Origin of the sequence: Burkholderia stabilis, assembly GCF_001742165.1 — a bacterium.
Lineage (GTDB): Bacteria > Pseudomonadota > Gammaproteobacteria > Burkholderiales > Burkholderiaceae > Burkholderia > Burkholderia stabilis.
Genome location: NZ_CP016444.1, coordinates 346,562 through 367,639, shown reverse-complemented (window position 1 = coordinate 367,639; position 21,078 = coordinate 346,562). Strand labels below are relative to the sequence as shown.

The window sequence follows — 21,078 nt, the reverse complement described above, 5'->3', positions numbered from 1 at the left end:
CGGGGCCGCGCCATTCAAAAAGACCAACGACACAGGAGACACCCATGATTTCGAGGCGTTCGTTCAACCGCGCCCTCGCAGGACTCGCGATGGCCGAAGTGCTCGGCGGATGCGCCGGTGCGGCGCCGGGCCGGCGGACGATCACCGGCGTCGACACGCATGCGCACGTATTCCTGAAATCGCTGCCGCTCGTGCCGGGCCATCGTTACACGATCGCGTACGACGCGTCGCTCGACCAGTACCTCGCGATGCTCGACCGGCATGGCATGTCGAACGGCGTGCTGATCCAGCCGAGCTTTCTCGGCACCGACAACCGCTATTTGCTTGCCGCGCTGCGTGCGCAGCCTGCACGCCTGCGCGGCATCGTCGTGATCGATCCCGCGCGCGATGCGGAGCAGGTCGCCGCGTGGACGCCGCTCGGCGTGCGCGGCATCCGGCTGAACCTGATCGGCGAACGCGATCCCGATTTCGCGGGCCCGGCGTGGCGCGCGCTGTTGCCGCTGCTGCGGCAATACGGCTGGCAAGTCGAACTGCATGCCGAGGCCGCACGCCTGCCGGCGCTGATGCCGCCGCTGCTCGACGCGGGCGTCGACGTCTCGCTCGACCATTTCGGCCGACCCGACCCGCGGCTCGGAATCGACGATCCCGGCTTCCGCTATCTGCTGACGACGGCGGCGAGCAAGCGCGTGTGGGTCAAGGTGTCGGGCGCCTACCGGAACGACCGCGCCGATCGCTGGCAGGCGTCCGGCCTGACGGCGATGCGCGCGTTGCGCGACGCGTTCGGCACGCAGCGGCTGCTGTGGGGCAGCGACTGGCCGCATGTCGGGTACGAGGCCGCCGTCGACGATGCGCTCGCGTACCGGTACATGACGGCGCTGTTGCCGGACGAAGCCGGACGCCGGCAGGTGCTGGTCGATACGCCGGCGGCGCAGTACCGGTTCGACGGGAACGGGTGAGCCGGCCTGCCTGCCGCGTGTGGCAGAATCGCGGCGATCCCCCGCCCGCCCGCCTGCCACGCCACCATGAACACGACGACGCCTTCCCCAGCGCCCAACCGTCCGCCGATGGGCCGCGCCGCCCGCGCGCTGCTCGCGGCGAGCCTGCTGCTCTATCTGGTCGCGATGTTCACCGCGCCGTTCCGCACGGGCGCGCCGCAACCGCATCCGTGGGCGGACGGCTGGCAGGTGTTGCTGACGGGATGGATGGGCGTATTCGCCGGCATCTACGCGTGGCTCGCGAATCCGCTCGTGCTGGCGGCCTGGCTGCTGACGGTGAAGCGGCATCGCACGCAGGCGGTCGTGCTCGCCGTGCTGGCGCTGCTGGTCGGGGCGAGCTTCCTGACGCAGCATCGGATCCTCGTCAACGAAGCCGGGGACGTCGAACCCGTGCATCTCGATGCGATCGGCTACTGGTGCTGGCTCGCGAGTTTCGGCGCGGCCGCAGTTGCCGCCGCGTTGTTGCCGGGGCAGACGACGACGCGCGCGGCAGGCTGATCGATGCGGGCGGCGTGGCCGGCCCGCATCGCACGCACCGCTGTTTACCGCACGTACGGCAGCAACGCGCGCAACCAGTACGACACCGCAACGGCGCCGCCGTCCGGCGTGCCGATCGCACGCTCGCCGAGGTAGCTCGCGCGCCCCGCGCGCGGCGTCATGCTGGCCGTTGCCTGTGCGCCGTGTTCGGCCGCTTCGACGGCGGCCGCCCATGCGCTCGCGGGATCGCGATCGTTGTCGAGCGCGCGGTCGAAAGCATCGGCGGCGGGCACCAGCGCATCGAGCATCGTGCGGTCGCCGGCATGCGCACCGCCCAGTTCACTGATCGAATCCACCGCGCCGCGGAACGCCGCGGCCCAGTCGCGCGCCGACGGCTCGGCGATATCGGCCAGCCGGCGCGATGCGCGCAGCAGCGCGGTCGCGTAGAACGGCCCCGAACTGCCGGCGATCGCGCGGCGCAATGCGGCGCCGAGCGCCGCGAGCGCGCTGGCCGGCGTGCCGTATGCGGCTTCGGGCAATGCGAGGATCGCCTGCGCGGCGCGCAGCATGCTCGCGCCGAGATCGCCGTCGCCGGCCGCCGCATCGAGGTCGGTCAGCGTCTGCTCGTGGTCGATCAGCGTTTGCGCGACCGCGTGCAGCGCCGGCTGCAGGCGCGTGGCCCATGCGCGGCCGGCCGCGTCGAGCGGCGGTAGCGTCGCGTCGCCCGATGCCGCCGCCTCGACGCGGATGCGCGTGTTCACGGCGCCGCCGCCCGGCCACGCGCGCGCCTGCGTCGGCGCGTCGAGCAGCGCCGCGCGTTCGTCGTTCAGCCGCAGCACCGAGATCGAGCAGCCGGGCATGTTCAGCGCCGACAGGAACGTGCCGGCCCACGCGCGCGCGACGACGATGCCGCGCCGGCTCAGGTTGTCGTGCGCGGCGCGCAGCACGATCGCGAGTTCCATGTCCGGCGTCGCGCCGAGACCGTTGACGAACAGCGCGACGCGTTCGTCGCGATCGAGCACGAGATCGGCGACGATGCTCGACAGCAGCGTGTCGACGAGCGCGTCGGCCGGTAGCGGCGCGCGGCGCTCGACGCCTTTTTCGCCGTGGATGCCGAGGCCCAGCTCGATCTCGTGATCGGCGAGGCTGAAGCCCGATTTGTCGGCGCCGGGGATCGTGCAGCCGTCGAGCGCGACGCCCATCGTGCCGAGCTCGGCCGCTGCGTCGCGCGCGATTGCCGCGACGCGGGCGAGCGGCAGCCCGCGCGCGGCGGCCGCGCCGGCGAGCTTGTGGATCAGCACGGTGCCGGCGATCCCGCGCCGCTGGCCGCGCTCGACCCGGCCGCGCAGCGACACGTCGTCGGCGACGATCACCGTCTCGACCGGAATGCCTTCCGCCCGCGCGAGTTCGGCGGCGAGCCCGAAGTTGAGCCGGTCGCCCGTGTAGTTCTTGACGATCAGCAGCGCGCCGTTCGGGCCCGCGCTCGCGCGGATCGCGGCGAGCACGGCGTCGGTGGACGGCGACGTGAAGACTTCGCCGCAGACGGCCGCACTCAGCATCCCTTCGCCCACGTAACCGCCGTGCGCGGGCTCGTGGCCGCTGCCGCCGCCGGAGAGGATCGCGACGGGCCGGTCCGACGGGGCGGGCAGCGGCTGGCGGACGAGCACGTGCTCGTCGCCGAGGATCGCGAGATGCGGCGACTGCCGCGCGATGCCTTCCAGCATTTCCCGCACGACATCGGACGGGCGGTTCACAAGCTTTTTCATGACGACGATTCCTGACGGGTGAACGGGGTGCACCGGGCGCGCGCGGGCGCCGGCCGGCTTTCGTGTGACGGATGATCGTGCGGGTGCGCCGTCGCGGGCGGGGCCGGTATTGCCGGCCGCATGCGGAGAGAGGCGCGCTTCGCGCCACGATACATCAGGTCGGGACGTCGCTGCACGGATCGCGGGCGCGATCGTGCCGTGCCGGGGCGATGGCCCGCCCCGGATGCCGCTACTTCGCCGCGGCGATCTCCTTCGCGCGAATCAGCCGCGCGCGCAGCACGTTGCGGCTGATGCCGAGCAGCCGCGCCGCCTGGATCTGGTTGCGGTGGCTGAACTCGAACGCGACGCGCATCACGGTGTCCTCGATGCGCTCGAACAGGTTGCCGTGCCCGTCGTCGAACAGGTCGCGCAGCGCGCGTTCGAGCGCGTCCTGCGCGCCGGCGGGCGCATCCGGCGCGGGCGCGGCGGCGGCCGGCAGGCTCGGCGACGAAATGTGCAGGTCGGTGTCCTGCAGCGCATCGTGGCGGCTTACGAGCAGCGCATGATGAATCACGTTCTCCAGCTCGCGAATGTTGCCGGGCCAGCCGTGCGCTTCGAGCCGGCGCTCGGCGCGCGGATCGATGCTGCGCGGCCCGTAGCCGAGGCGGCTGCGGTAATCGTCGAAGAAGTGGCGCGCGAGCGGCAGGATGTCGCCCGGCCGCTCGCGCAGCGTCGGCACCGCGAGCTGCACGACGTTGAGCCGGTAGAACAGGTCGCCGCGAAACTGCCCGGTCGCGACCGCCTGCTGCAGGTCGACGTTGGTCGCCGCGACCACGCGCACGTCGATCGGGATGCCCGCGCGCGAACCGAGCCGCACCACTTCACGTTCCTGCAGCACGCGCAGCAGCTTCACCTGCATCGACAGCGGCAGGTCGCCGATCTCGTCGAGAAACAGCGTGCCGCCGTTCGCGGCTTCGAACCAGCCCGGCTTCGCGCTGAACGCGCCCGTAAACGCGCCTTTCTCGTGGCCGAACAGTTCGCTCTCGACCAGCGTTTCGGAGAATGCGCCGCAGTTCACGGCGACGAACGGCCCGTTGTTGCGCCGGCTGAGGCTGTGCACGTGGCGCGCGATCAGTTCCTTGCCGGTGCCCGTCTCGCCGACGATCAGCACGTTCGCATCGCTCGGCGCGACGAGGCGAATCCGTTCGAGCAGTGCGACCGAGCGCGGATCGACGAACACCTGCGCGCGCGCGCGGATCGACGCCGCGAGCGCGGGGCGGTCGGGCAGCGTGAGGACGGGCGCGGTGTCGGGCCAGGTGTCGGAAGGGGAACGGTTCATGAATAAAAGCCGGGCGTCGGCCAGGTTCGCTTGAGCGCCCATTCGCCGATCTCGCGGATCTTGTACGCGAGCGGGTCGTGGAGCGTATGGGTGCGCAGGTTGCGCCAGTGCCGGTCGAGCCGCAGCGCGCCATGCGTGGCGCGCGCGCCGGCGACGTCGAACATGCGCGTGCAGAGATCGAGCCCGGTGCGCGCGGCCGACACCTTCGCACTGGCGGTGGCGAGCGCGACCTGGCCGCGCTCCGCATGCGTGAGCGCCGAGTCGCGCGCCCACGCGGCGTCGAGCCGATCCGCCGCGCGATCGGCGAGCACGCGCGCGGCTTCGAGCCCGATCCAGAATTCGCCGTACTGCCCGAGGATGTACGGATCGTCGCCGGTGCTCGCGACCTGCGCGCCGGGCCACGGTCGGGCCTCGTGCAGCGTGTAGTGCCGTGCGTCGTTGAACGCGGCTTCGGCGATGCCGAGATACACGTTGGTCAGCACGAGCTGCGCGACGAGCGGGCGCAGGCAAGCGAACGGCGTGGACAGCGGGCCGGGGTCCGTCAGCAGCTCGTGATCCTCGACGCGCACTTTCTCGAACGTGACCGTGCCGCTGTCGGTCTGCCGCTGGCCGATGTTGTTCCAGTCGTCGGCGATCGAGATGCCGCTGCGCTGGGTCGGCACGGCTGCGATCAGGAACGCGCGCGTGTCGGCGTCGTGGGCGGATGCGATCAGCATCTGCGAATCGAGCGCGCCCGAACAGAAGCTTTTCTGCCCGCTGAATTCGCGCCACGCGCCGCGCGAGCGGCTGACCGTGCGCTCGTCGAGCGGGTTCAGCGCGTTACCCCAGAACCAGTGCTGGCGCGCGGTGCGCTCGAACCACGATTCCCACTGCGCGGGCGCGCCGAACAGCCGCACGGTCGCGAGCATCAGGTGATGGAAGCCGAACACGTGCGCGAGCGAACTGTCGGCCGCCGCGAGCACGCGGACGACGTCGAGCGTCGTGTGCCAGCTTGCGCCGAGGCCGCCATACGCGGCCGGAATGCTCAGCGCGAGCAGGCCACTTTCGCGCAGCAGGTCGCGCTCGGCCTTCGGCGTGCCGCCCTGCAGGTCGCGTTCGGCCGCCGTGCGTGCGAAACCGGCCGCGAGGCGTTCGGCCGTTTGCCGGGCATCGGCGGGGGCCGGCTCGTCGCGGGACGGCGCGACGACGTGCAGGTCGGCGGTGCGTGGCGATACGGAAATGAGTGTCATGGCGGTGAAGGCGTCGGGTTGCAGCACGATGGACGTGGCTGGCCGGGTGCTGCGTGATCAGCAGAGTGTTCAACGTTTTGCGCAACGCGGGAAACATCGATTTCTGATAACCAATGCCGGATTGCTGCGCTGGAGGCAGTCGTGCAACGCGACGCTGTCCGGTGAAGCGACGTGCGGCGTGCAGATGCCGATGAAGCAGCAGCTTCGGCGTTGCTGCATGGCATCACGTGCTTCGGCATCACGGGATTGCGGCGTACCGGCGCCGCACATGTTGCGAAATCCGCGTTGAAACGGAAGTGCGCGGTCGACATACGCAACGCTGCTGATCAGGCAGCAGCGAATCAGCACGGTTGTTTCCCGAAGTTCATCTCGCTGCGGAATATGGTTGTGAGACGGCACCTGGCACGCTTATCAATGTGCGGCGATCGGCGAATACGCGGCGACAGGCCGCCGATTGCGATGCATTTCGTCATGCAGACGATCGTCTTTCGCTGGCATCGGTGAAATGGCACGCTCCTTGCTGACCCATGACGTGACGGGTGCATCGGCGCCCGATTCGACAATGGGAATGCAATCGATGAGTCATACCCTCAACGTGGTCGCGATCTCGGGCGGCCTGCAACGGCCGTCACGCACGCTGGCGCTGACCGACGCGATCGTCACGGCGCTCGGCGCCGCGCTGCCGATCGATGCGCGGCTGATCGAACTCGGCGAGATCGGCAGCCGGCTGGCCGGCGCGCTGACGCGCGCGCAAGTCCCGGCCGATCTCGACGCGCAGATTCGCGCGATCGAGACGGCCGATGCGCTCGTCGTCGCGAGCCCCGTGTATCGCGCGTCGTATACGGGCATTTTCAAGCACCTGTTCGATCTCGTGCATCACGAAGCGCTCGTCGACGTGCCCGTGCTGCTCGCCGCCACCGGCGGCAGCGAACGTCATGCGCTGGTGATCGACCACCAGCTCCGCCCGCTTTTCAGCTTCTTCCAGGCGCGCACGCTGCCGATCGGCGTGTATGCGTCCGAAGGCGATTTCGACCGCTACGAAATCGCGAATCCGGCGCTGCGCGCGCGCATCGCGCTGGCCGTGGAGCGCGCGGTGCCGCAACTGCGCCTGCATGCGCTTTCCGCCGCGGCCGCGTAGGTCGCTTCCGTTTCCCCTTCGACCAGGACACTCTCATGAGCCATACCGATTCTTCCGACGACGGCGTCAAATTCGCGTACTGGGTGCCGAACGTCAGCGGCGGCCTCGTCGTCAGCACGATCGAGCAGCGCACCGACTGGAGCCTCGAATACAACCAGCAGCTCGCGCGCACGGCCGAGGCGGCCGGCTTCGACTATGCGCTGAGCCAGATCCGCTTCACGGCCGGCTACGGCGCCGAATACCAGCACGAGTCGGTGTCGTTCAGCCAGGCGCTGCTGCACGCGACGACCAAGCTCAAGGTGCTCGCCGCGATCCTGCCGGGGCCGTGGCATCCGGCCGTGGTCGCGAAGCAGCTCGCAACGATCGACCACATCTCGAACGGGCGCATCGCGATCAACGTGGTGAGCGGCTGGTTCAAGGGCGAATTCACCGCGATCGGCGAGCCGTGGCTCGAACACGACGAGCGCTACCGGCGCTCGAAGGAATTCATCCAGGCGCTGAAGGGCATCTGGACGCAGGACAACTTCACGTTCAAGGGCGATTTCTACCGCTTCAACGACTACACGCTGAGCCCGAAACCCGTACAGAAGCCGCATCCGGAGATCTTCCAGGGCGGCAGCTCGCGCGCGGCGCGCGACAACGCGGCGAGCGTGTCGGACTGGTATTTCACGAACGGCAATACGCCGGAGAACCTGAAGGCGCAGATCGACGACATCCGCGCGAAGGCGGCCGCGAACAACCACCGCGTGCGGATCGGCGTCAACGCGTTCGTGATTGCGCGCGACACCGAGGAAGAGGCGCGCGCCGTGCTCGACGACATCATCCGGCACGCGCACGTCGAAGCCGTGCATGCATTCGGCGATGCGGTGAAGGAGGCGGGCAAGGCGTCGCCGGAAGGCGAGGGCAACTGGGCGAAATCGACGTTCGAGGATCTCGTGCAATACAACGACGGCTTCCGCACGAACCTGATCGGCACGCCGCAACAGATTGCCGAGCGGATCGTCGCGCTGAAGGCGATCGGCGTCGATCTCGTGCTGGCCGGGTTCCTGCATTTCATCGAGGAAGTCGAGTACTTCGGCCAGCGCGTGCTGCCGCTCGTGCGCGAACTCGAAGCGCAACGGCAGGCGGTGGCCGCGTGACGCGGGCCGATTGAAAAAAGGGGGCTGGCGACGGGCCGTCGCCGGTTGTCCCGGTCCGACGTTTCTTCGGATATCGAAACAGGAGATCGACGGAGGCTTTCACGGCGCCGTCGATCGGTTCATGGGTTTTGCCGGAAATTCTATGTCTACGGAAATCATCGAAGCAGGCGCATCACGGCAGGCAGATTCGAATCATGTTCCCGTCATCGGCTCCGATGCCGAAGCGATCGACGTCGCGCATCAGGTCGCCGCACGGCTCGAGGAGCATGCCGCGCTGCGCGACCGCGAACGGAAACTGCCGTTCGACGAGATCGAGCTGTTTTCGTCGAGCGGCCTGTGGGGCATTACCGTCCCGCGCGAATACGGCGGCGCGGAGGTGTCGAGCGTGACGCTCGCGGAAGTGATCGCGATCGTGTCGCAGGCCGACCCGTCGCTCGGCCAGATTCCGCAGAACCACTACTGCCTGATCGAGGATATTCGCCTCGAAGGCAGCGACGCGCAGAAACGCTTCTTCTTCGATCTCGTGCTGAAGGGCACGCGCTACGGCAATGCGTTCTCCGAGGCCGGCGGCAAGAACGTGCTCGACATCCAGACGCGCGTGCGCCGCGACGGCGACGCGTTCGTGCTGAACGGCCGCAAGTTCTATTCGACCGGCACGCTGTTCGCGCACTGGATTCCGGTGCTCGCGCTCGACGAGTCGGATCAGGCGGTGCTCGCCTTCGTGCGGCAGGGCGCGCCGGGGGTGACGGTCGTCGACGACTGGAGCGGCTTCGGCCAGCGCACGACCGCGAGCGGCACGGTGATCGTCGAGAACGTTCGCGTGAGCCCGTTCGAGATCTTCCATACGCAACGCTCATACGACCGCCCGACCTTCGCAGGCCCGTTCGCGCAGATCACGACCGCCGCGATCGACCTCGGCATCGCGCGCGCCGCGTTGCAGGACACGATCGCGTTCGTGCAGCAGCATGCACGCCCGTGGATCGACAGCGGCGTCGAGCGCGCGAGCGACGACCCGTTGACCGTCGCGCAGATCGGCGACATCGCATACCGCGTGCACGCGGCCGAAGCGTTGCTCGCGCGTTCGGGTCGCTTCGTCGACGCGGCGAAGTGCGAGCCGCGCGAGGAAACGGTCGCGCAGGCCGCGATCGCGGTCGGCGAGGCGAAGATCGCGACGACGGAAGTGTCGCTGCTCGCCGCGAGCAAGCTGTTCGAACTCGGCGGCAGCAAGTCGACGCTCGCGAAATACAACTTCGATCGCCACTGGCGCAACGCGCGCGTGCACACGCTGCACGACCCCGTGCGCTGGAAGTACCACGCGATCGGCAACTACTACCTCAACGGCGTGAAACCCGCGCGCCATTCCTGGAACTGACCGGCATGCTGCGCGACACGTTGCTCGCGCGCGGGGCCGGATTTTCCGGCACGCATGACGGCACCCTTTCGCGCGGCCGCGGCGGCAACCGATGCCGCCGACGCGGCGCACCGCTTCATTCCTGACGAGGTCGATCGATGAGTCATCCAGCAACCCCCGCACAGGCGCTGCCTGTGCCGGACGGCGCAGCGCAGGCAGGCGGCCTGCGGCGCAACTACCTGAGCCTGCCCGAGCTGATCGCGCAGTCGATCGGCCTCGTCGGCGTGTCGGGCGGGATCGGCGTGCTGATCCCCGCCGTATTCGCGACGGCCGGCAACGGCACGTGGCTCGCGTACCTGTTCGCGATCGTCGCGCTGCTGTTCTCGTCGTGGAGCATTTCGGTGTTCGCGCGGGATGCGGCATCGCCGGGCGCGCTGTACGCGTACGTGTCGGCCGGCATCGGGCCGATCTGGGGCGCCATCTGCGGCTGGTCGCTGCTGATCGCTTATGCGGTGGCCGCGGCCGGCATCCTGCAGGGAACGATCAACACGTTTCTCGTGCTCGGCCGCGAAACGGGGCTGCTCGGCGGCGCGACGCCGGTCGGCACGGTGCTCGGCCTCACGATCGTGACCGCGTTCGCCGCGTGGTATATCGCGTTTCGCGACATCCGGCTGTCCACGCGCTTCACGCTGTTCGTCGAGCTTGCGACGCTGCTGCTGATCGCCATCGTCGTGATCGCGACGATCGCGTTCGGCGGGCATCCGGTCGATCGCGCGCAACTGACGCTCGAAGGCGTGAAGCCGACGCAGCTTCAGCTCGGCATGGTGCTCGCGTTCTTCAGCTTCACGGGGTTCGAGAGCGCGACCGTGCTCGGGGCCGAGGCGCGCGACCCGTTCCGCGCGATTCCGCGCGCGGTGCTGATCAGCGTCGTCGGGCCCGCGATCCTGTTCGTGATCGGCGCGTACGGGATGGTGAGCGCGTTCCACGGGCAGACGCCGCCGCTCGATCGGGTCGACGGCCCGCTCGCGGTGCTCGCGCATCGGCTGGGGGCCGGGTGGGTCGGCGTGCTGATCGACGCGGGCGTGGCGTTGAGTTTCTTCGCGGCGTTCTTCTCGTCGATCAATGCGGCGGCGCGCATCGTCTATACGTTCGGGCGGCAGGGCGTGCTGCATGCGTCGACCGGGCGCGCACACGAGCGGAACGCGACGCCGCACGTCGCGGTTGCGCTGATCGCGGCGCTGGCGCTGGTTACCGCGCTGGTGTTCACCGCGCGCGGCACGGCGCTGCTCGACTCGTACGGCTATCTCAGCTCGATCGCGACGTATGGCTGGCTGCTCGCCTACGTGCTGGTGGCGATCGGTGCGCCGCTTTACCTGCGCCGGCAGCGCAAGCTCCGGACGCGGCACGTGGCGATCAGTGTCGTCGCGGTCGTGCTGCTCGCGATTCCGCTCATCGGCAGCGTGTATCCGGTGCCGGACGGCGTCTATGCGTGGCTGCCTTATGTGTTCGTCGCGCTGCTGGCGATCGGGCTCGGGTGGTTCGTGTTGCTGCGCATCCGGTTTCCGGAGCGCTTGCGCGAGCTGGAGGCCGAGCTGCAGACGAAGTGATCGCGCGGCATCGGCGAAGGCTTCAAGACTTCGACGCTGCATATGCATCGCGGCCAGCCGGCTTGTCGCCGGCTGGCCGGTTTCATTTGAAGCGTGCGTTTGCCGCCGTCACGCGACGCTCGCCATCTTCGATGCCTCCACCACCATCTGCACGCCGAGGCTGCCGAGCACGATGCCCATCGCCCAGCGTTGCGCGAGCAGCAGCGTGGGCCGCCCGTGCAGGAATTTCGCGATGCTGCTCGAACAGATCGCCACCGTGCCGTTGGCGCAAGCGAACGCGGCGATCAGCAGCGAGCCGAGAAACAGCGACTGGCCGAACACGCTGCCGTTCTGGTAATCGATGAACTGCGGCAGCAGCGACACGAACAGCATCGCGAGCTTCGGGTTCAGCACGCTCGTCGTCGCACCCATCGCAAGCAGCCGCAGCGGCTGTTCGTTCGGCAGCGCCTGCACCTCGAGCGGCGAGCGCCCGCCGGGCCTGACCGCCTGCCACGCCAGGTACAGCAGGTAGGCCGCGCCGACCGCGCCCAGCACGCTGCCCGCGTAGGGCACGCTCATGAACAGCGTCGTGATGCCGAACGCCGCGCCGAACATGTAGAACAGGTAGCCGATCATCACGCCGGCCAGCGAAATGAGCCCGGCCGTGCGCCCCTGCGCGATCGAGCGCGACATCACGTAGACCATGTTCGGCCCTGGCGTCACCGCGAGCATGCCGCCGATGACGAGAAATCCGTAGAGCGATCCGGACGTATGCATATCTGACGATTCCTGCAACGAGTGAGTGCTGACGGAATGCATTGTCCGACCGTGGAGGTGAACAGTAAAACGGGATAAACTGAATCGATTGATCAGATTTTCTGAATGCGATGAAAAAGCTCGACCTCGATGTGCTGGCGATGGTGGTGGCCGTGGCGGAGTCCGGATCGTTCGCGCAGGGCGCGCAGGCCGTGCATCGGTCGCCGTCGGCGGTGAGCATGCAGATCAAGACGCTGGAAGACGCGCTCGGCAAGCCGCTGTTCATCCGCGATACGCGCAACGTGACGGCGACCGACGACGGCAGGATGCTCGCCGAATACGGCCGCCGGATGCTGGCGATGCGCGACGAGGCGTGGGCGTCGGTCGTGCGCCCGGAGATCCGCGGCCGCGTGACGATCGGCGTGCCGGACGATTACATCTCGTCGCTGCTGCCGCAGGTGCTCGGCAAATTCGCCGCGACGCATCCGCGCGTCGAAGTGCGCGTGATCGGCCAGCCGAGCAGCGCGCTCGTGCCGATGCTGAAGGACAACACGGTCGATCTCGCGTGTCTCACGCGGATCAAGGGCGTGACTGGCGAGCTGATCCGGATGGAGCCGATCGTCTGGACCGGATCGCCGAAACGCAACGTGTGGGAGGAGCGGCCGCTGCCGGTCGCCTTTTTCACGCACGGCGGCAGCATGGCGCGCGACCATGCGGTCAAGGCGCTGAACCGGCAGCACATCCCGTTCCGCATGTCGTACGAAAGCCCGAGTTACCTCGGGCTGCTCAGCATGGTGGAGGCCGGCCTCGCGGTCGCGCCGCTCGCGCGCTGCTGCGTGCCCGACCATCTCGTCCAGCTTTCGGAGAGCCACGGGCTGCCGCCGCTGGGCGAACTCGAGGTCGTGCTCGCGCGCAGCGCGCAATCCGCGCGCCCGCCGTGCGACTACCTCGCCGAGCAGATTCTCGGCGAATGGCGCACCTGAGCGGCACGCCGGCGGCGGTTCAGCACGATTTCAGCAGCCATTCCCGGAATGCGACGAGCGACGGCAGCGTCTCGTTCCCCGGCGGGTAGACGAGGTAGTAGCTGCGCTGGCTGGTAATCGCGTCGCCGATCGACACGAGCTCGTTGCGGCTCAGTTCGTCTTCCACCAGCACCTTCGGCACCAGCCCGATCCCCATCCCGGCCCGGACGGCCTGGATCAGGTGCGACGTCAGCTCGAAGCTCGGGCCGATGCGCATCTGGCGATGGTCGAGCCGATAGTGCGAGAACCATTCCGCCCACGCCTGCTGGTTGCTCGTCACGCCGAGCAGCGTCTGCTTCGCGGCCCACGCCGGCGTGCGCGCGGCGGCCTTGCGGCTGCCCGCCTCGGGGCTCGCGATCGCGATCAGGAACTCGTTGTACAGCCGGTGCGCGTGCAGGCCGGGCCAGTCGCCCGCGCCGACGGTAATCGCCGCGTCGAGGTCGTCGTTGAGGAAATCGATGGCGCCGATCCGCGAATGAAGGTGCACGGTCACGCCCGGGTGCGCGGCGTAGAAGTCGTGCAGGTGCGGCAGCAGCCATTTCGAGCCGAACGTCGGCAATGTCGCAAGCCGCAGCGTGCCGGCACCGGCCTGGTGGGACATTGCCTGCAAGGTCGCGCCGCGGATGCGCCCGAGCGCGCCGCTCAGCTCGGCGAAGTAGCGGCGACCGACTTCCGTCAGCTTCACCGAGCGCCCTTCGCGGCGAAACAGCGGCACGCCGAGCTGATCTTCGAGCGTCTGGACCTGCCGGCTGATCGCGCTCTGGCTCAGCGACAGTTCCTCGGCGGCGCGCGTGTAGCTTTCGTGCCGCGCGGCGGCCTCGAATACGAGCAGCAGCGACATGGACGGGGTGAGGCGACGGTAATTCATGAGTTTTATGCAATATTCGCCGGACGAGAATTCGTTTGTTTCGCACGTAGATTAGCAAGATACTGGAATTCCCGGTTGCACGGAAACTTGCTCAAAACTCATGTTTTGACGCAAGCCCGCCCACCGGTTCCAGCCACATTGTGTTCTTGCCCCGCTTTCACCCCATGTCGATCGCCCCGTTGCCCCGTCCCGCCAGCCCGCCCGCGAGCCCGTACCGTGATTTTCTGGCCGCCCTGCAGGCCGCCGGCTTCGCCGGGGAAATCCGCGCGGACCATGCGAACCGGACGGTCCAGTCCACCGACAACTCGATCTACCAGCGCCTGCCGCAGGCGGTGATCTGTCCCGCGCATGCCGACGACGTGCAACTGCTGGCGAGGCTGCTCGCCGAACCCGCGCATCGCGACGTCAAGGTGGCCGCGCGCGGCGGCGGCACGGGCACCAACGGTCAGTCGCTGACCGACGGCGTGGTCGTCGACCTGTCGCGCAACATGAACCGGATCCTCGAAATCGACGTCGAGCGGCGCTGGGTGCGCGTGCAGGCGGGCGTCGTCAAGGATCAGCTCAACGCGGCGTTGAAGCCGCACGGGCTGTTTTTCGCACCGGAGCTGTCGACGTCGAACCGCGCGACCGTCGGCGGGATGATCAACACCGACGCGAGCGGGCAGGGCAGCTGCACGTACGGCAAGACGCGCGACCACGTGCTCGAGCTGGATTTCGTGCTGATGGGCGGCGAGCAACTGCACAGCGACGCGCTGGCGGATGACGAACTCGAGCGCCGCTGCGCGCGGCAGGACCGCATCGGCAAGGTCTACCGCACCGCGCGTCGCATCAGCGACGACAAAGCCGCGCTGATCGAAGCGAAGTTTCCGAAGCTCAACCGCTGCCTGACCGGCTACGACCTCGCGCACCTGCGCGAACCCGACGGCCGCTTCAACCTGAACAGCGTGCTGTGCGGCGCCGAAGGCTCGCTCGGTTTCGTCGTCGAGGCGAAGCTCAACGTGCTGCCGATCCCGAAGGTTTCGGTGCTGGTCAACGTGCGTTATGCGGGCTTCATGGACGCGCTGCGCGACGCGCGCGCGCTGATCGCGCACCGGCCGCTGTCGATCGAGACGGTCGACTCGAAAGTGCTGATGCTCGCGATGAAGGACTTCGTGTGGAGCAGCGTGGCCGAGTATTTTCCGCAGGACGACCAGCGGCCGACGCTCGGCATCAACCTGATCGAATTCAGCGGCGACGACGCGCAAGACGTCGACGCGCGCGTGCGCGCGTTCGTCGATCATCTGCGCACCGACACGAGCGTGGAACGCCTCGGCCATACGATCGCGGCCGGCGACGACGCGGTGAAGCGCGTGTACGCGATGCGCAAGCGCGCGGTCGGCCTGCTCGGCAACGTGCAGGGCGAGGCGCGCCCGCAGCCGTTCGTCGAGGACACCGCGGTGCCGCCCGAGAACCTCGCCGCGTACATCGCGGAATTCCGCGCACTGCTCGACGGCCACGGGCTGCAGTACGGGATGTTCGGCCACGTCGATGCGGGCGTCCTGCACGTGCGCCCGGCGCTCGACATGAAGGACCCGCGGCAGGCGGCGCTGGTGCGGCCGGTGTCCGATGCGGTGGCCGAGCTGACGCAGCGCCACGGCGGCCTGCTGTGGGGCGAGCACGGCAAGGGCGTGCGCTCCGAATATGCGCCGGTCTTCTTCGGCGAGCTGTATCCGTCGCTGCAGCAACTGAAGGCCGCGTTCGATCCGCACAACCAGTTCAACCCGGGCAAGATCGCGACGCCGCCGGACCACACGATGCGGCTGCTGAAGATCGACGAAGTGCCTACGCGCGGCGAGCACGACCGGCAGATCGACGAGCGCGTGTGGCAGAGCTACGGCACCGCGATGCATTGCAACGGCAACGGCGCGTGCTACAACTTCGATCCGGACGACGCGATGTGCCCGTCGTGGAAGGCGACGCGCGAGCGCGTGCATTCGCCGAAGGGGCGCGCGTCGCTGATGCGCGAATGGTTGCGCCTGCAAGGACAGGCCGGCGTCGACGTCGTCGCGGCCGCGCGTGAGCGGCAGCCGTTCCTGCGCGGTTTCGCCGCCCGCTGGCGCAACAGTCGCGCCGCGCGCAGCGGCGAAGCCGATTTCTCGCACGAGGTGTACGACGCGATGGCCGGGTGTCTCGCATGCAAGTCGTGCGCGGGGCAGTGCCCGGTCAAGGTCAACGTGCCCGAGTTCCGTTCACGCTTTCTCGAGCTGTATCACCAGCGCTACATGCGGCCGCTGCGCGACTACCTGATCGGCTCGCTCGAATTCACGATGCCGTGGATGGCGCGGGTGCCCGCGCTGTACAACGGGCTCATGGGCGCGGGCTGGGTGCGCACGCTGCTGGCGCGCCACGTCGGCATGGTCGACAGCCCGCTCCTGAGCCGCTTCGATCTCGCGGCCGTGATGCGCGAATGGCGCGTGCGGCCGGCCGAACCGCATGCGCTCGCGGCGCTGAGCGACGCGCAGCGCGCGCGCAGCGTCGTCATCGTGCAGGACACGTTCACGCGCTATTTCGATACCGCGCAACTGGCGACGCTGATCGAGCTGGCCGCGCGCCTCGGTTTCCAGGTGTGGCTCGCGCCGCTCGCGCCGAACGGCAAGGCGCTGCACGTGCAGGGTTTTCTCCACGCGTTCGGGAAGGCGGCGATCCGCAATGCCGCGCAGCTTGCCGCGCTCGCGCGTTCAGGCGTTACGCTGGTCGGCCTCGATCCGGCGATGACGCTCACGTATCGGCAGGAATACCTGAAGGTGGCGGGGCTGGACGACGTGCCGCAGGTCGCGCTGCCGCAGGAATGGCTGCTGCAGGCGCTGCCGGAGGCCGGCGCAGGCGGCGTGTCGCGCGCGTACCGGCTGCTGCCGCACTGTACCGAAAAGACCAATGCGCCGGACAGCGGCAAGCAGTGGGCGCAGGTGTTCGCGCGCTGCGGGCTGCGCTTGCAGGTTCAGGCAACCGGGTGCTGCGGGATGTCCGGCACGTACGGGCACGAGGCGCGCAATCTGGCGACGTCGAAGACGATCTATGCGCAATCGTGGGCGGCGCATGTCGCGGCGCCGGAGGAAGACGGCGAAGCGCTGGCGACCGGGTATTCGTGCCGCAGCCAGGTGAAGCGCCTGTCCGCGCGGCAGTTGCGCCATCCGTTGCAGGCGCTGCTCGATCACGTGCGTGCGGCGGGGTGACGACCGGGCGGCGCGTCTCGCGTTGCCCGTGTGACGGCATCGTGCGTCGGGCGGCATGCGTGCCGCGCTCGACGCATGCGGAGGCTCAGGAATCGGCTTTCGCGGTTTTCCGCGCGCGCGGCTTGTCGGCCGCCGGAAACACGCCGACGCCGCGCGGCCGTTTCGGTTCGATCCGCATCTGCCGGATCACGCGCCGGAAGTCGATCTCGTGCGCGGCCAGCGTGCCGATCAGTTTCGCGATGACCGCGAGGTGGGACGGGACCGTGCCCTTGCTCGAATAGTTCGTGATCGAGCTTTCGTTCATCCGGATCAGACGCGCGAATTCGCGCGACGTCAGCTGCGCTTTTTTCAACTCCTGCTGAAATTCGGTATACGCCATTGCACACATGTTGCTTCGTCTCCGTAAAACAGAATGCGTCGCGCACGGCGCCGGCGCCGACGGGTGGCGTTCCCGTCGTGCCGGCTCCGTGGCGGATTACATCTTCACCTGGTCGAGGAAGGTCTTCTTGCCGCTCTTGTAGCCGTAGATCGAGATGATCCCGTGCGTCAGGTCGCCCTTCGCGTCGAACGTCGTCGTGCCGATCACGCCGTCGTACTTCGTCGCCGGCATTGCCGCGAGGATCTTCGCCGGGTCGATCGAGTTCGCGCGCTTCATCGCGTCGACCGCGATGTAGACCGCGTCATACGCGAACGGCGCGTCGAACTTGATGCCCTGGCCGAAGCGCTTCTGGTACTTGGCGAGGAAGTCGGCGCCACCCGGCATCTTCTCGAGCGCCGCACCGGCTTGCGAGCACAGCACGTTGTCGGCCGCCGGGCCGGCCAGGTCGGCCAACGAGTCGGTGCACACGCCGTCGCCGGACAGGATCTTCGCGCGCAGGCCGAGCTGCTTCGCCTGCTTCGCGAGCGGCCCGCCGGTCGCGTCCATGCCGCCGTACATGATCGCGTCGGGGTTCTCGCCCTTGATCTTCGTCAGAATCGCGCGGAAGTCGACCGCCTTGTCGTTGGTCGCGTCGTGCGACAGCACCTTCAGGCCGAGCGCCTTCGCCTTCTTCTCGAACTCGTTCGCGAGGCCCTGGCCGTACGCGGTCGAATCGTCGACCACCGCCACGCTCTTCACGCCCTTCGCCTGCGCATAGCTCGCGAGCGCCGGGCCTTGCTGCGCGTCGGTCGCCACGACGCGGTAGGTGGTCTTGAAGCCTTGCTGCGTGTAGGTCGGGTTCGTGGCCGACGGCGAAATCTGCACGATGCCGGCGTCGCTGTAGATCTTCGATGCCGGGATCGACGTGCCCGAGTTCAGGTGGCCGATGACCGCGACGACCTTGTCGTCGACGAGCTTCTGCGCGACCTGCGTGGCCTGGCGCGGGTCGGCCGCGTCATCCTGCGCGTCGAGCTGCAGCGTGATCTTCTTGCCGCCGATCGTGAGGCCCTTCGCATTGATTTCCTCGACCGCGAGGCGCGCGCCGTTTTCATTGTCCTTGCCGAGGTGCGAGATCCCGCCCGTGGTCGGCTCGACGCTGCCGATCTTCACGACCTGGTCGGCCATCGCGGCCGAGGCGGCCGCAAACGCGGCGGCGGCCAGTACGGCGGTGATCAGGGGTTTGCTGCGCATGCCGACAGTGCTTCGTTCCATCTGCCATCTCCGAATCGATTGATATTTCTATTGACGTCCCGGGCAGCCGGTTGCCCTCGTGGGGTATCGGTCTGACGGGACGAGTCTCCAAGACCCATGACGGGTTCGCTTGCACGCCGCCAGGCCGGCCGAATGCGTGTGGCCGGTGTGCTGCCCGGGCGAGCGGACAGTTTCTCCAGACGAAATGCAATGGGCATGAATATATCCGAACCCGTTTCCGCCTGCTTCGGCGAATCGCGTAGCCGGGCGGATGGCGGTGCAATCGCGGTGGGGGTGTATCGCCGATTGCTCCGATTATTCGACCGTGCCGATACGGATGGCCATGGACAGTGCGATGCAATCAATCGGGAACTGTTCGGTCGATTTGTCTGCACACTTTGGCCGTTCGCGACCGCGCGCCGGGTTTCACGATTGTGTTTCATCGGGATCGATGCCTCTCATGCAACTAACGGTCAAGTCCGGCGGCGCCTGCGGATGGGTGCGGATTCGCAAGCCTGGGCAGTACATTCAGCTACGCAGAGGCGGAGGCCCGGATAGGCCGGCTCGTTTGCGGTTCGTCGAGCCGGTGGCCGGGATCGTCATCCGATGCAATCGCGATCCTAGGAACGTCCGCGCAATGCGACGAAGATCACGCCTGCGATTGCCAGCAGGCCGCCGCACACCGTCTCGATGCCGGGCCGCTCGCCCGTCAGCGCCATCGACAACGCCGTCGCGACCGCCGGCGTCAGATAGAGGAAGTTCGCGGCGCGCGCCGCGCCGAAGTAACCGAGCGCGAAGGTCCAGGCCGCGTAACCGAGCGCGGCGGGAAACACGCCGAGTATCAAGACCGCCGGCACCGTGTCGCGCGACGCGCCGCCGAGCGAGGCGAGCGCGCCGGGCAGCCACGGCGTGAGCAGCAGCGCGCCGGCCAGCAGCGTGTATGCGGTACAGGCGAGCGCGCCGTACACGGGAATCAGCCGCCGCTGCAACACGAAATAGCTGGCCGAGCACAGCGCCGCGCCGAGAATCAGCGTGCTCCCCGAGCCGAGGACGAGGCCGCCCGGCTGCCCGTGCGCGATCACCGCGATGCCGGCCAGGCTGACCAGCGAGCCGAGCCATCCCCAGCGATTGAACCGTTCGCGGAGAAACACGGTGGCCAGCAGCGCGGTGAAGATCGGCAGCGTGTTCACGATGAAACTCGCCGCGCCGGCAGTCACGGTTTGCTCGCCGGTATTGAGCAGCGCGTTGTAGAGTGCGATGCCGAGAAAACCGCACAGCAGGAAGCGCAACGCGTCGCGTTTCGTCGGTCTCGGCGGCCGTCGCCACGCGAGCCACGCGATCACGAGCACGGCCGCGGTGGCGAAGCGCGCGGCCGCGAGCTGCAGCGGCGTCAGGCCATGCAGACCGATACGGATGAACGGAAATGCGGAAGCCCACGACACGATCGTGAACGCTACCGCGCCTGCCGCGACCAGCGGCTGTCGCGCGCCGCGCGACGAAGCTTGGGAAAGAGTGTTCATGCGGCAATGGTGCGATGTCGCGAGATGCTAAGCTAGCGCACAGATCAACGCCCGGATATGAATATGGCTCACAGCTCGATTCGGCGTCGGGCTGGCGGCCCGGCGCGTACAAGCCAGGTTGCGGAGGCGCTTGCCGTATCATCGGCGTCGGGCCCGCGGCCGCCGCTCGCCAGCCTGGAGACCGTCTGTACGGTGGCGCGCGAAGGTTCGTTCCTGGCGGCCGCCGACGTCTCCGGCGTGACGCACGGCGCAATCAGCCGGCGCGTGGCCGCCGTCGAAAACTGGCTGGGCATGGCGCTGTTCGAACGTCATGCGCGCGGCGTGCGGCTGACGCCGGACGGGCAGCGCTTCGTCGGCCGGATCGAACAGGCGTTCGCGATCATCGACAGCGCGGCCGATCAATGGCGCTCGCCGCGTACGCCGCGGCTGGTCAGGATGAGCGTGGTGCCCGCATTCGCGCAGCTCTGGCTGCTCGAGCGGCAGAGCGCGCTCGAGCGCGAAGCGCCCGCGTTGCGCATCGAGCTCGGCATCGATCTCCGTAACGTGGATATCGCCGGCGGCGAAGCGGATCTGTCGATCCGGTATGGTCGCGGCAACTGGCGTCAGCTCGAAACCCGCGCATTCATGCCGGAGCGGCTTTATCCGGTCGCGCATCCGCGGCTGGCCGAGCAACTCGCCAAGTTGCGCCGTCGGGCCGGCGATGCCGCGTTGCTCGAGATGCCGCTGCTGCACGACTCCGACGTGACCGGCTGGCGCACCTGGTTCGATGCGCTGGGCGTGTCGTTCAAGCCGCGCGCGCAGGATCGTCGTTTCGAGGATTACAACCTCGTGCTGGCGGCGGCCGAAGCGGGGCTCGGCGTGGCGCTGGCGCGCGTGCCGCTCGCCGACGGATATCTGAAGCGCAGCGGCCTCGTGCGCGTGAGCCGTCACGAGGTCGATTCGGTGCTCAGGTATCACTTCGTGCACGCGAAGGGGGAGAATCGGCCGGAGGTGCTGGCGTTGATGGAGCGAATGCGCGCGGCGTTGGGGAACAGGGATAGATGGCGTGGCCGCGGCAACCTGCTGCGGCGCGCCGTTCGGGCGTTGCGCGCC

General features: G+C 68.4%; 17 protein-coding genes and 1 pseudogene. 10 read left to right on the top strand and 8 right to left on the bottom strand.

What is annotated here, in order from left to right:
• The first annotated feature begins 44 nt into the window (after nucleotides 1-44).
• Together BBJ41_RS34275 and BBJ41_RS34270 are read left to right on the top strand one after the other, a co-directional pair.
• Entirely contained in the window at nucleotides 45-956 is a 912-nt protein-coding gene (locus BBJ41_RS34275) for an amidohydrolase family protein (protein ID WP_069750767.1), read from the top strand.
• 66 nt (nucleotides 957-1,022) lie between these two features.
• Nucleotides 1,023-1,493, top strand: a complete 471-nt coding sequence (locus BBJ41_RS34270) for a hypothetical protein (protein WP_156814966.1) — start codon at nucleotides 1,023-1,025, stop codon at nucleotides 1,491-1,493.
• Nucleotides 1,494-1,537: 44 nt separating this feature from the next.
• Here BBJ41_RS34270 and BBJ41_RS34265 read toward each other — a convergent pair whose 3' ends face one another.
• The 3 genes from BBJ41_RS34265 to BBJ41_RS34255 form a co-directional block, all read right to left on the bottom strand.
• Nucleotides 1,538-3,238, bottom strand: a complete 1,701-nt coding sequence (locus BBJ41_RS34265; protein WP_069750765.1) for a dihydroxyacetone kinase family protein — start codon at nucleotides 3,236-3,238, stop codon at nucleotides 1,538-1,540.
• A 229-nt stretch (nucleotides 3,239-3,467) separates the two neighbouring features.
• Entirely contained in the window at nucleotides 3,468-4,556 is a 1,089-nt protein-coding gene (locus BBJ41_RS34260) for a sigma-54 interaction domain-containing protein (protein ID WP_069750764.1), read from the bottom strand.
• Nucleotides 4,553-5,785 (bottom strand): acyl-CoA dehydrogenase family protein, encoded by a 1,233-nt coding sequence (locus BBJ41_RS34255; RefSeq protein ID WP_083282101.1) that lies wholly within the window; start codon nucleotides 5,783-5,785, stop codon nucleotides 4,553-4,555. The genes BBJ41_RS34260 and BBJ41_RS34255 overlap by 4 nt, the downstream gene beginning before the upstream one ends.
• Between BBJ41_RS34255 and BBJ41_RS40865 the strand changes: the two genes are divergently transcribed.
• The 5 genes from BBJ41_RS40865 to BBJ41_RS34235 all read left to right on the top strand — a co-directional run bounded on the left by BBJ41_RS40865 (nucleotide 5,784) and on the right by BBJ41_RS34235 (nucleotide 11,020).
• Nucleotides 5,784-6,074, top strand: a complete 291-nt coding sequence (locus BBJ41_RS40865; RefSeq protein ID WP_156814965.1) for a hypothetical protein — start codon at nucleotides 5,784-5,786, stop codon at nucleotides 6,072-6,074. The genes BBJ41_RS34255 and BBJ41_RS40865 overlap by 2 nt on opposite strands.
• A 288-nt stretch (nucleotides 6,075-6,362) precedes the next feature.
• Nucleotides 6,363-6,923, top strand: coding sequence for an FMN reductase (gene msuE, locus BBJ41_RS34250; protein WP_069751447.1), 561 nt, complete (start codon nucleotides 6,363-6,365; stop codon nucleotides 6,921-6,923).
• A 35-nt stretch (nucleotides 6,924-6,958) separates the two neighbouring features.
• Nucleotides 6,959-8,062 (top strand): dimethylsulfone monooxygenase SfnG, encoded by a 1,104-nt coding sequence (sfnG, locus tag BBJ41_RS34245; protein ID WP_069750763.1) that lies wholly within the window; start codon nucleotides 6,959-6,961, stop codon nucleotides 8,060-8,062.
• Between the two features lie 142 nt (nucleotides 8,063-8,204).
• Nucleotides 8,205-9,434: an SfnB family sulfur acquisition oxidoreductase gene (locus BBJ41_RS34240; protein ID WP_069750762.1), complete on the top strand. Its 1,230-nt coding sequence runs from the start codon at nucleotides 8,205-8,207 to the stop codon at nucleotides 9,432-9,434.
• A 137-nt stretch (nucleotides 9,435-9,571) separates the two neighbouring features.
• Nucleotides 9,572-11,020, top strand: a complete 1,449-nt coding sequence (locus BBJ41_RS34235) for an APC family permease (RefSeq protein WP_083282100.1) — start codon at nucleotides 9,572-9,574, stop codon at nucleotides 11,018-11,020.
• 108 nt (nucleotides 11,021-11,128) lie between these two features.
• On the opposite strand, the gene BBJ41_RS34230 is transcribed toward BBJ41_RS34235, so the two are convergent.
• Entirely contained in the window at nucleotides 11,129-11,776 is a 648-nt protein-coding gene (locus BBJ41_RS34230) for a LysE family translocator (protein ID WP_069750760.1), read from the bottom strand.
• 110 nt (nucleotides 11,777-11,886) lie between these two features.
• Here BBJ41_RS34230 and BBJ41_RS34225 point away from each other — a divergent pair, with 110 nt between their 5' ends.
• The gene (locus BBJ41_RS34225; protein ID WP_069750759.1) at nucleotides 11,887-12,738 is read left to right on the top strand and encodes a LysR substrate-binding domain-containing protein; all 852 of its coding nucleotides are present in this window, start codon (nucleotides 11,887-11,889) and stop codon (nucleotides 12,736-12,738) included.
• 19 nt (nucleotides 12,739-12,757) lie between these two features.
• Here the strand turns inward: BBJ41_RS34225 and BBJ41_RS34220 are convergent, their stop codons facing one another.
• Nucleotides 12,758-13,645 carry a LysR substrate-binding domain-containing protein gene (locus BBJ41_RS34220; protein WP_069750758.1) on the bottom strand — a complete coding sequence of 296 codons (888 nt, stop codon included), beginning with the start codon at nucleotides 13,643-13,645 and terminating at the stop codon, nucleotides 12,758-12,760.
• Between the two features lie 164 nt (nucleotides 13,646-13,809).
• Here BBJ41_RS34220 and ydiJ point away from each other — a divergent pair, with 164 nt between their 5' ends.
• Nucleotides 13,810-16,857, top strand: a complete 3,048-nt coding sequence (ydiJ, locus tag BBJ41_RS34215) for a D-2-hydroxyglutarate dehydrogenase YdiJ (RefSeq protein WP_069750757.1) — start codon at nucleotides 13,810-13,812, stop codon at nucleotides 16,855-16,857.
• 85 nt (nucleotides 16,858-16,942) lie between these two features.
• Here the strand turns inward: ydiJ and BBJ41_RS34210 are convergent, their stop codons facing one another.
• The 3 genes from BBJ41_RS34210 to BBJ41_RS34200 form a co-directional block, all read right to left on the bottom strand.
• Nucleotides 16,943-17,245: a DNA-binding protein gene (locus tag BBJ41_RS34210; RefSeq protein ID WP_069750756.1), complete on the bottom strand. Its 303-nt coding sequence runs from the start codon at nucleotides 17,243-17,245 to the stop codon at nucleotides 16,943-16,945.
• A gap of 87 nt (nucleotides 17,246-17,332) precedes the next feature.
• Nucleotides 17,333-18,487 (bottom strand): branched-chain amino acid ABC transporter substrate-binding protein, encoded by a 1,155-nt coding sequence (locus tag BBJ41_RS34205; protein ID WP_069750755.1) that lies wholly within the window; start codon nucleotides 18,485-18,487, stop codon nucleotides 17,333-17,335.
• Between the two features lie 599 nt (nucleotides 18,488-19,086).
• Nucleotides 19,087-19,986, bottom strand: coding sequence for a DMT family transporter (locus tag BBJ41_RS34200; RefSeq protein ID WP_069750754.1), 900 nt, complete (start codon nucleotides 19,984-19,986; stop codon nucleotides 19,087-19,089).
• Between the two features lie 57 nt (nucleotides 19,987-20,043).
• On the opposite strand from BBJ41_RS34200, the pseudogene BBJ41_RS34195 reads away from it, so the two are divergent.
• Nucleotides 20,044-21,015 (top strand): annotated as a pseudogene (locus BBJ41_RS34195) (LysR substrate-binding domain-containing protein); the annotation flags it as partial.
• Between the last annotated feature and the right edge of the window lie 63 nt (nucleotides 21,016-21,078).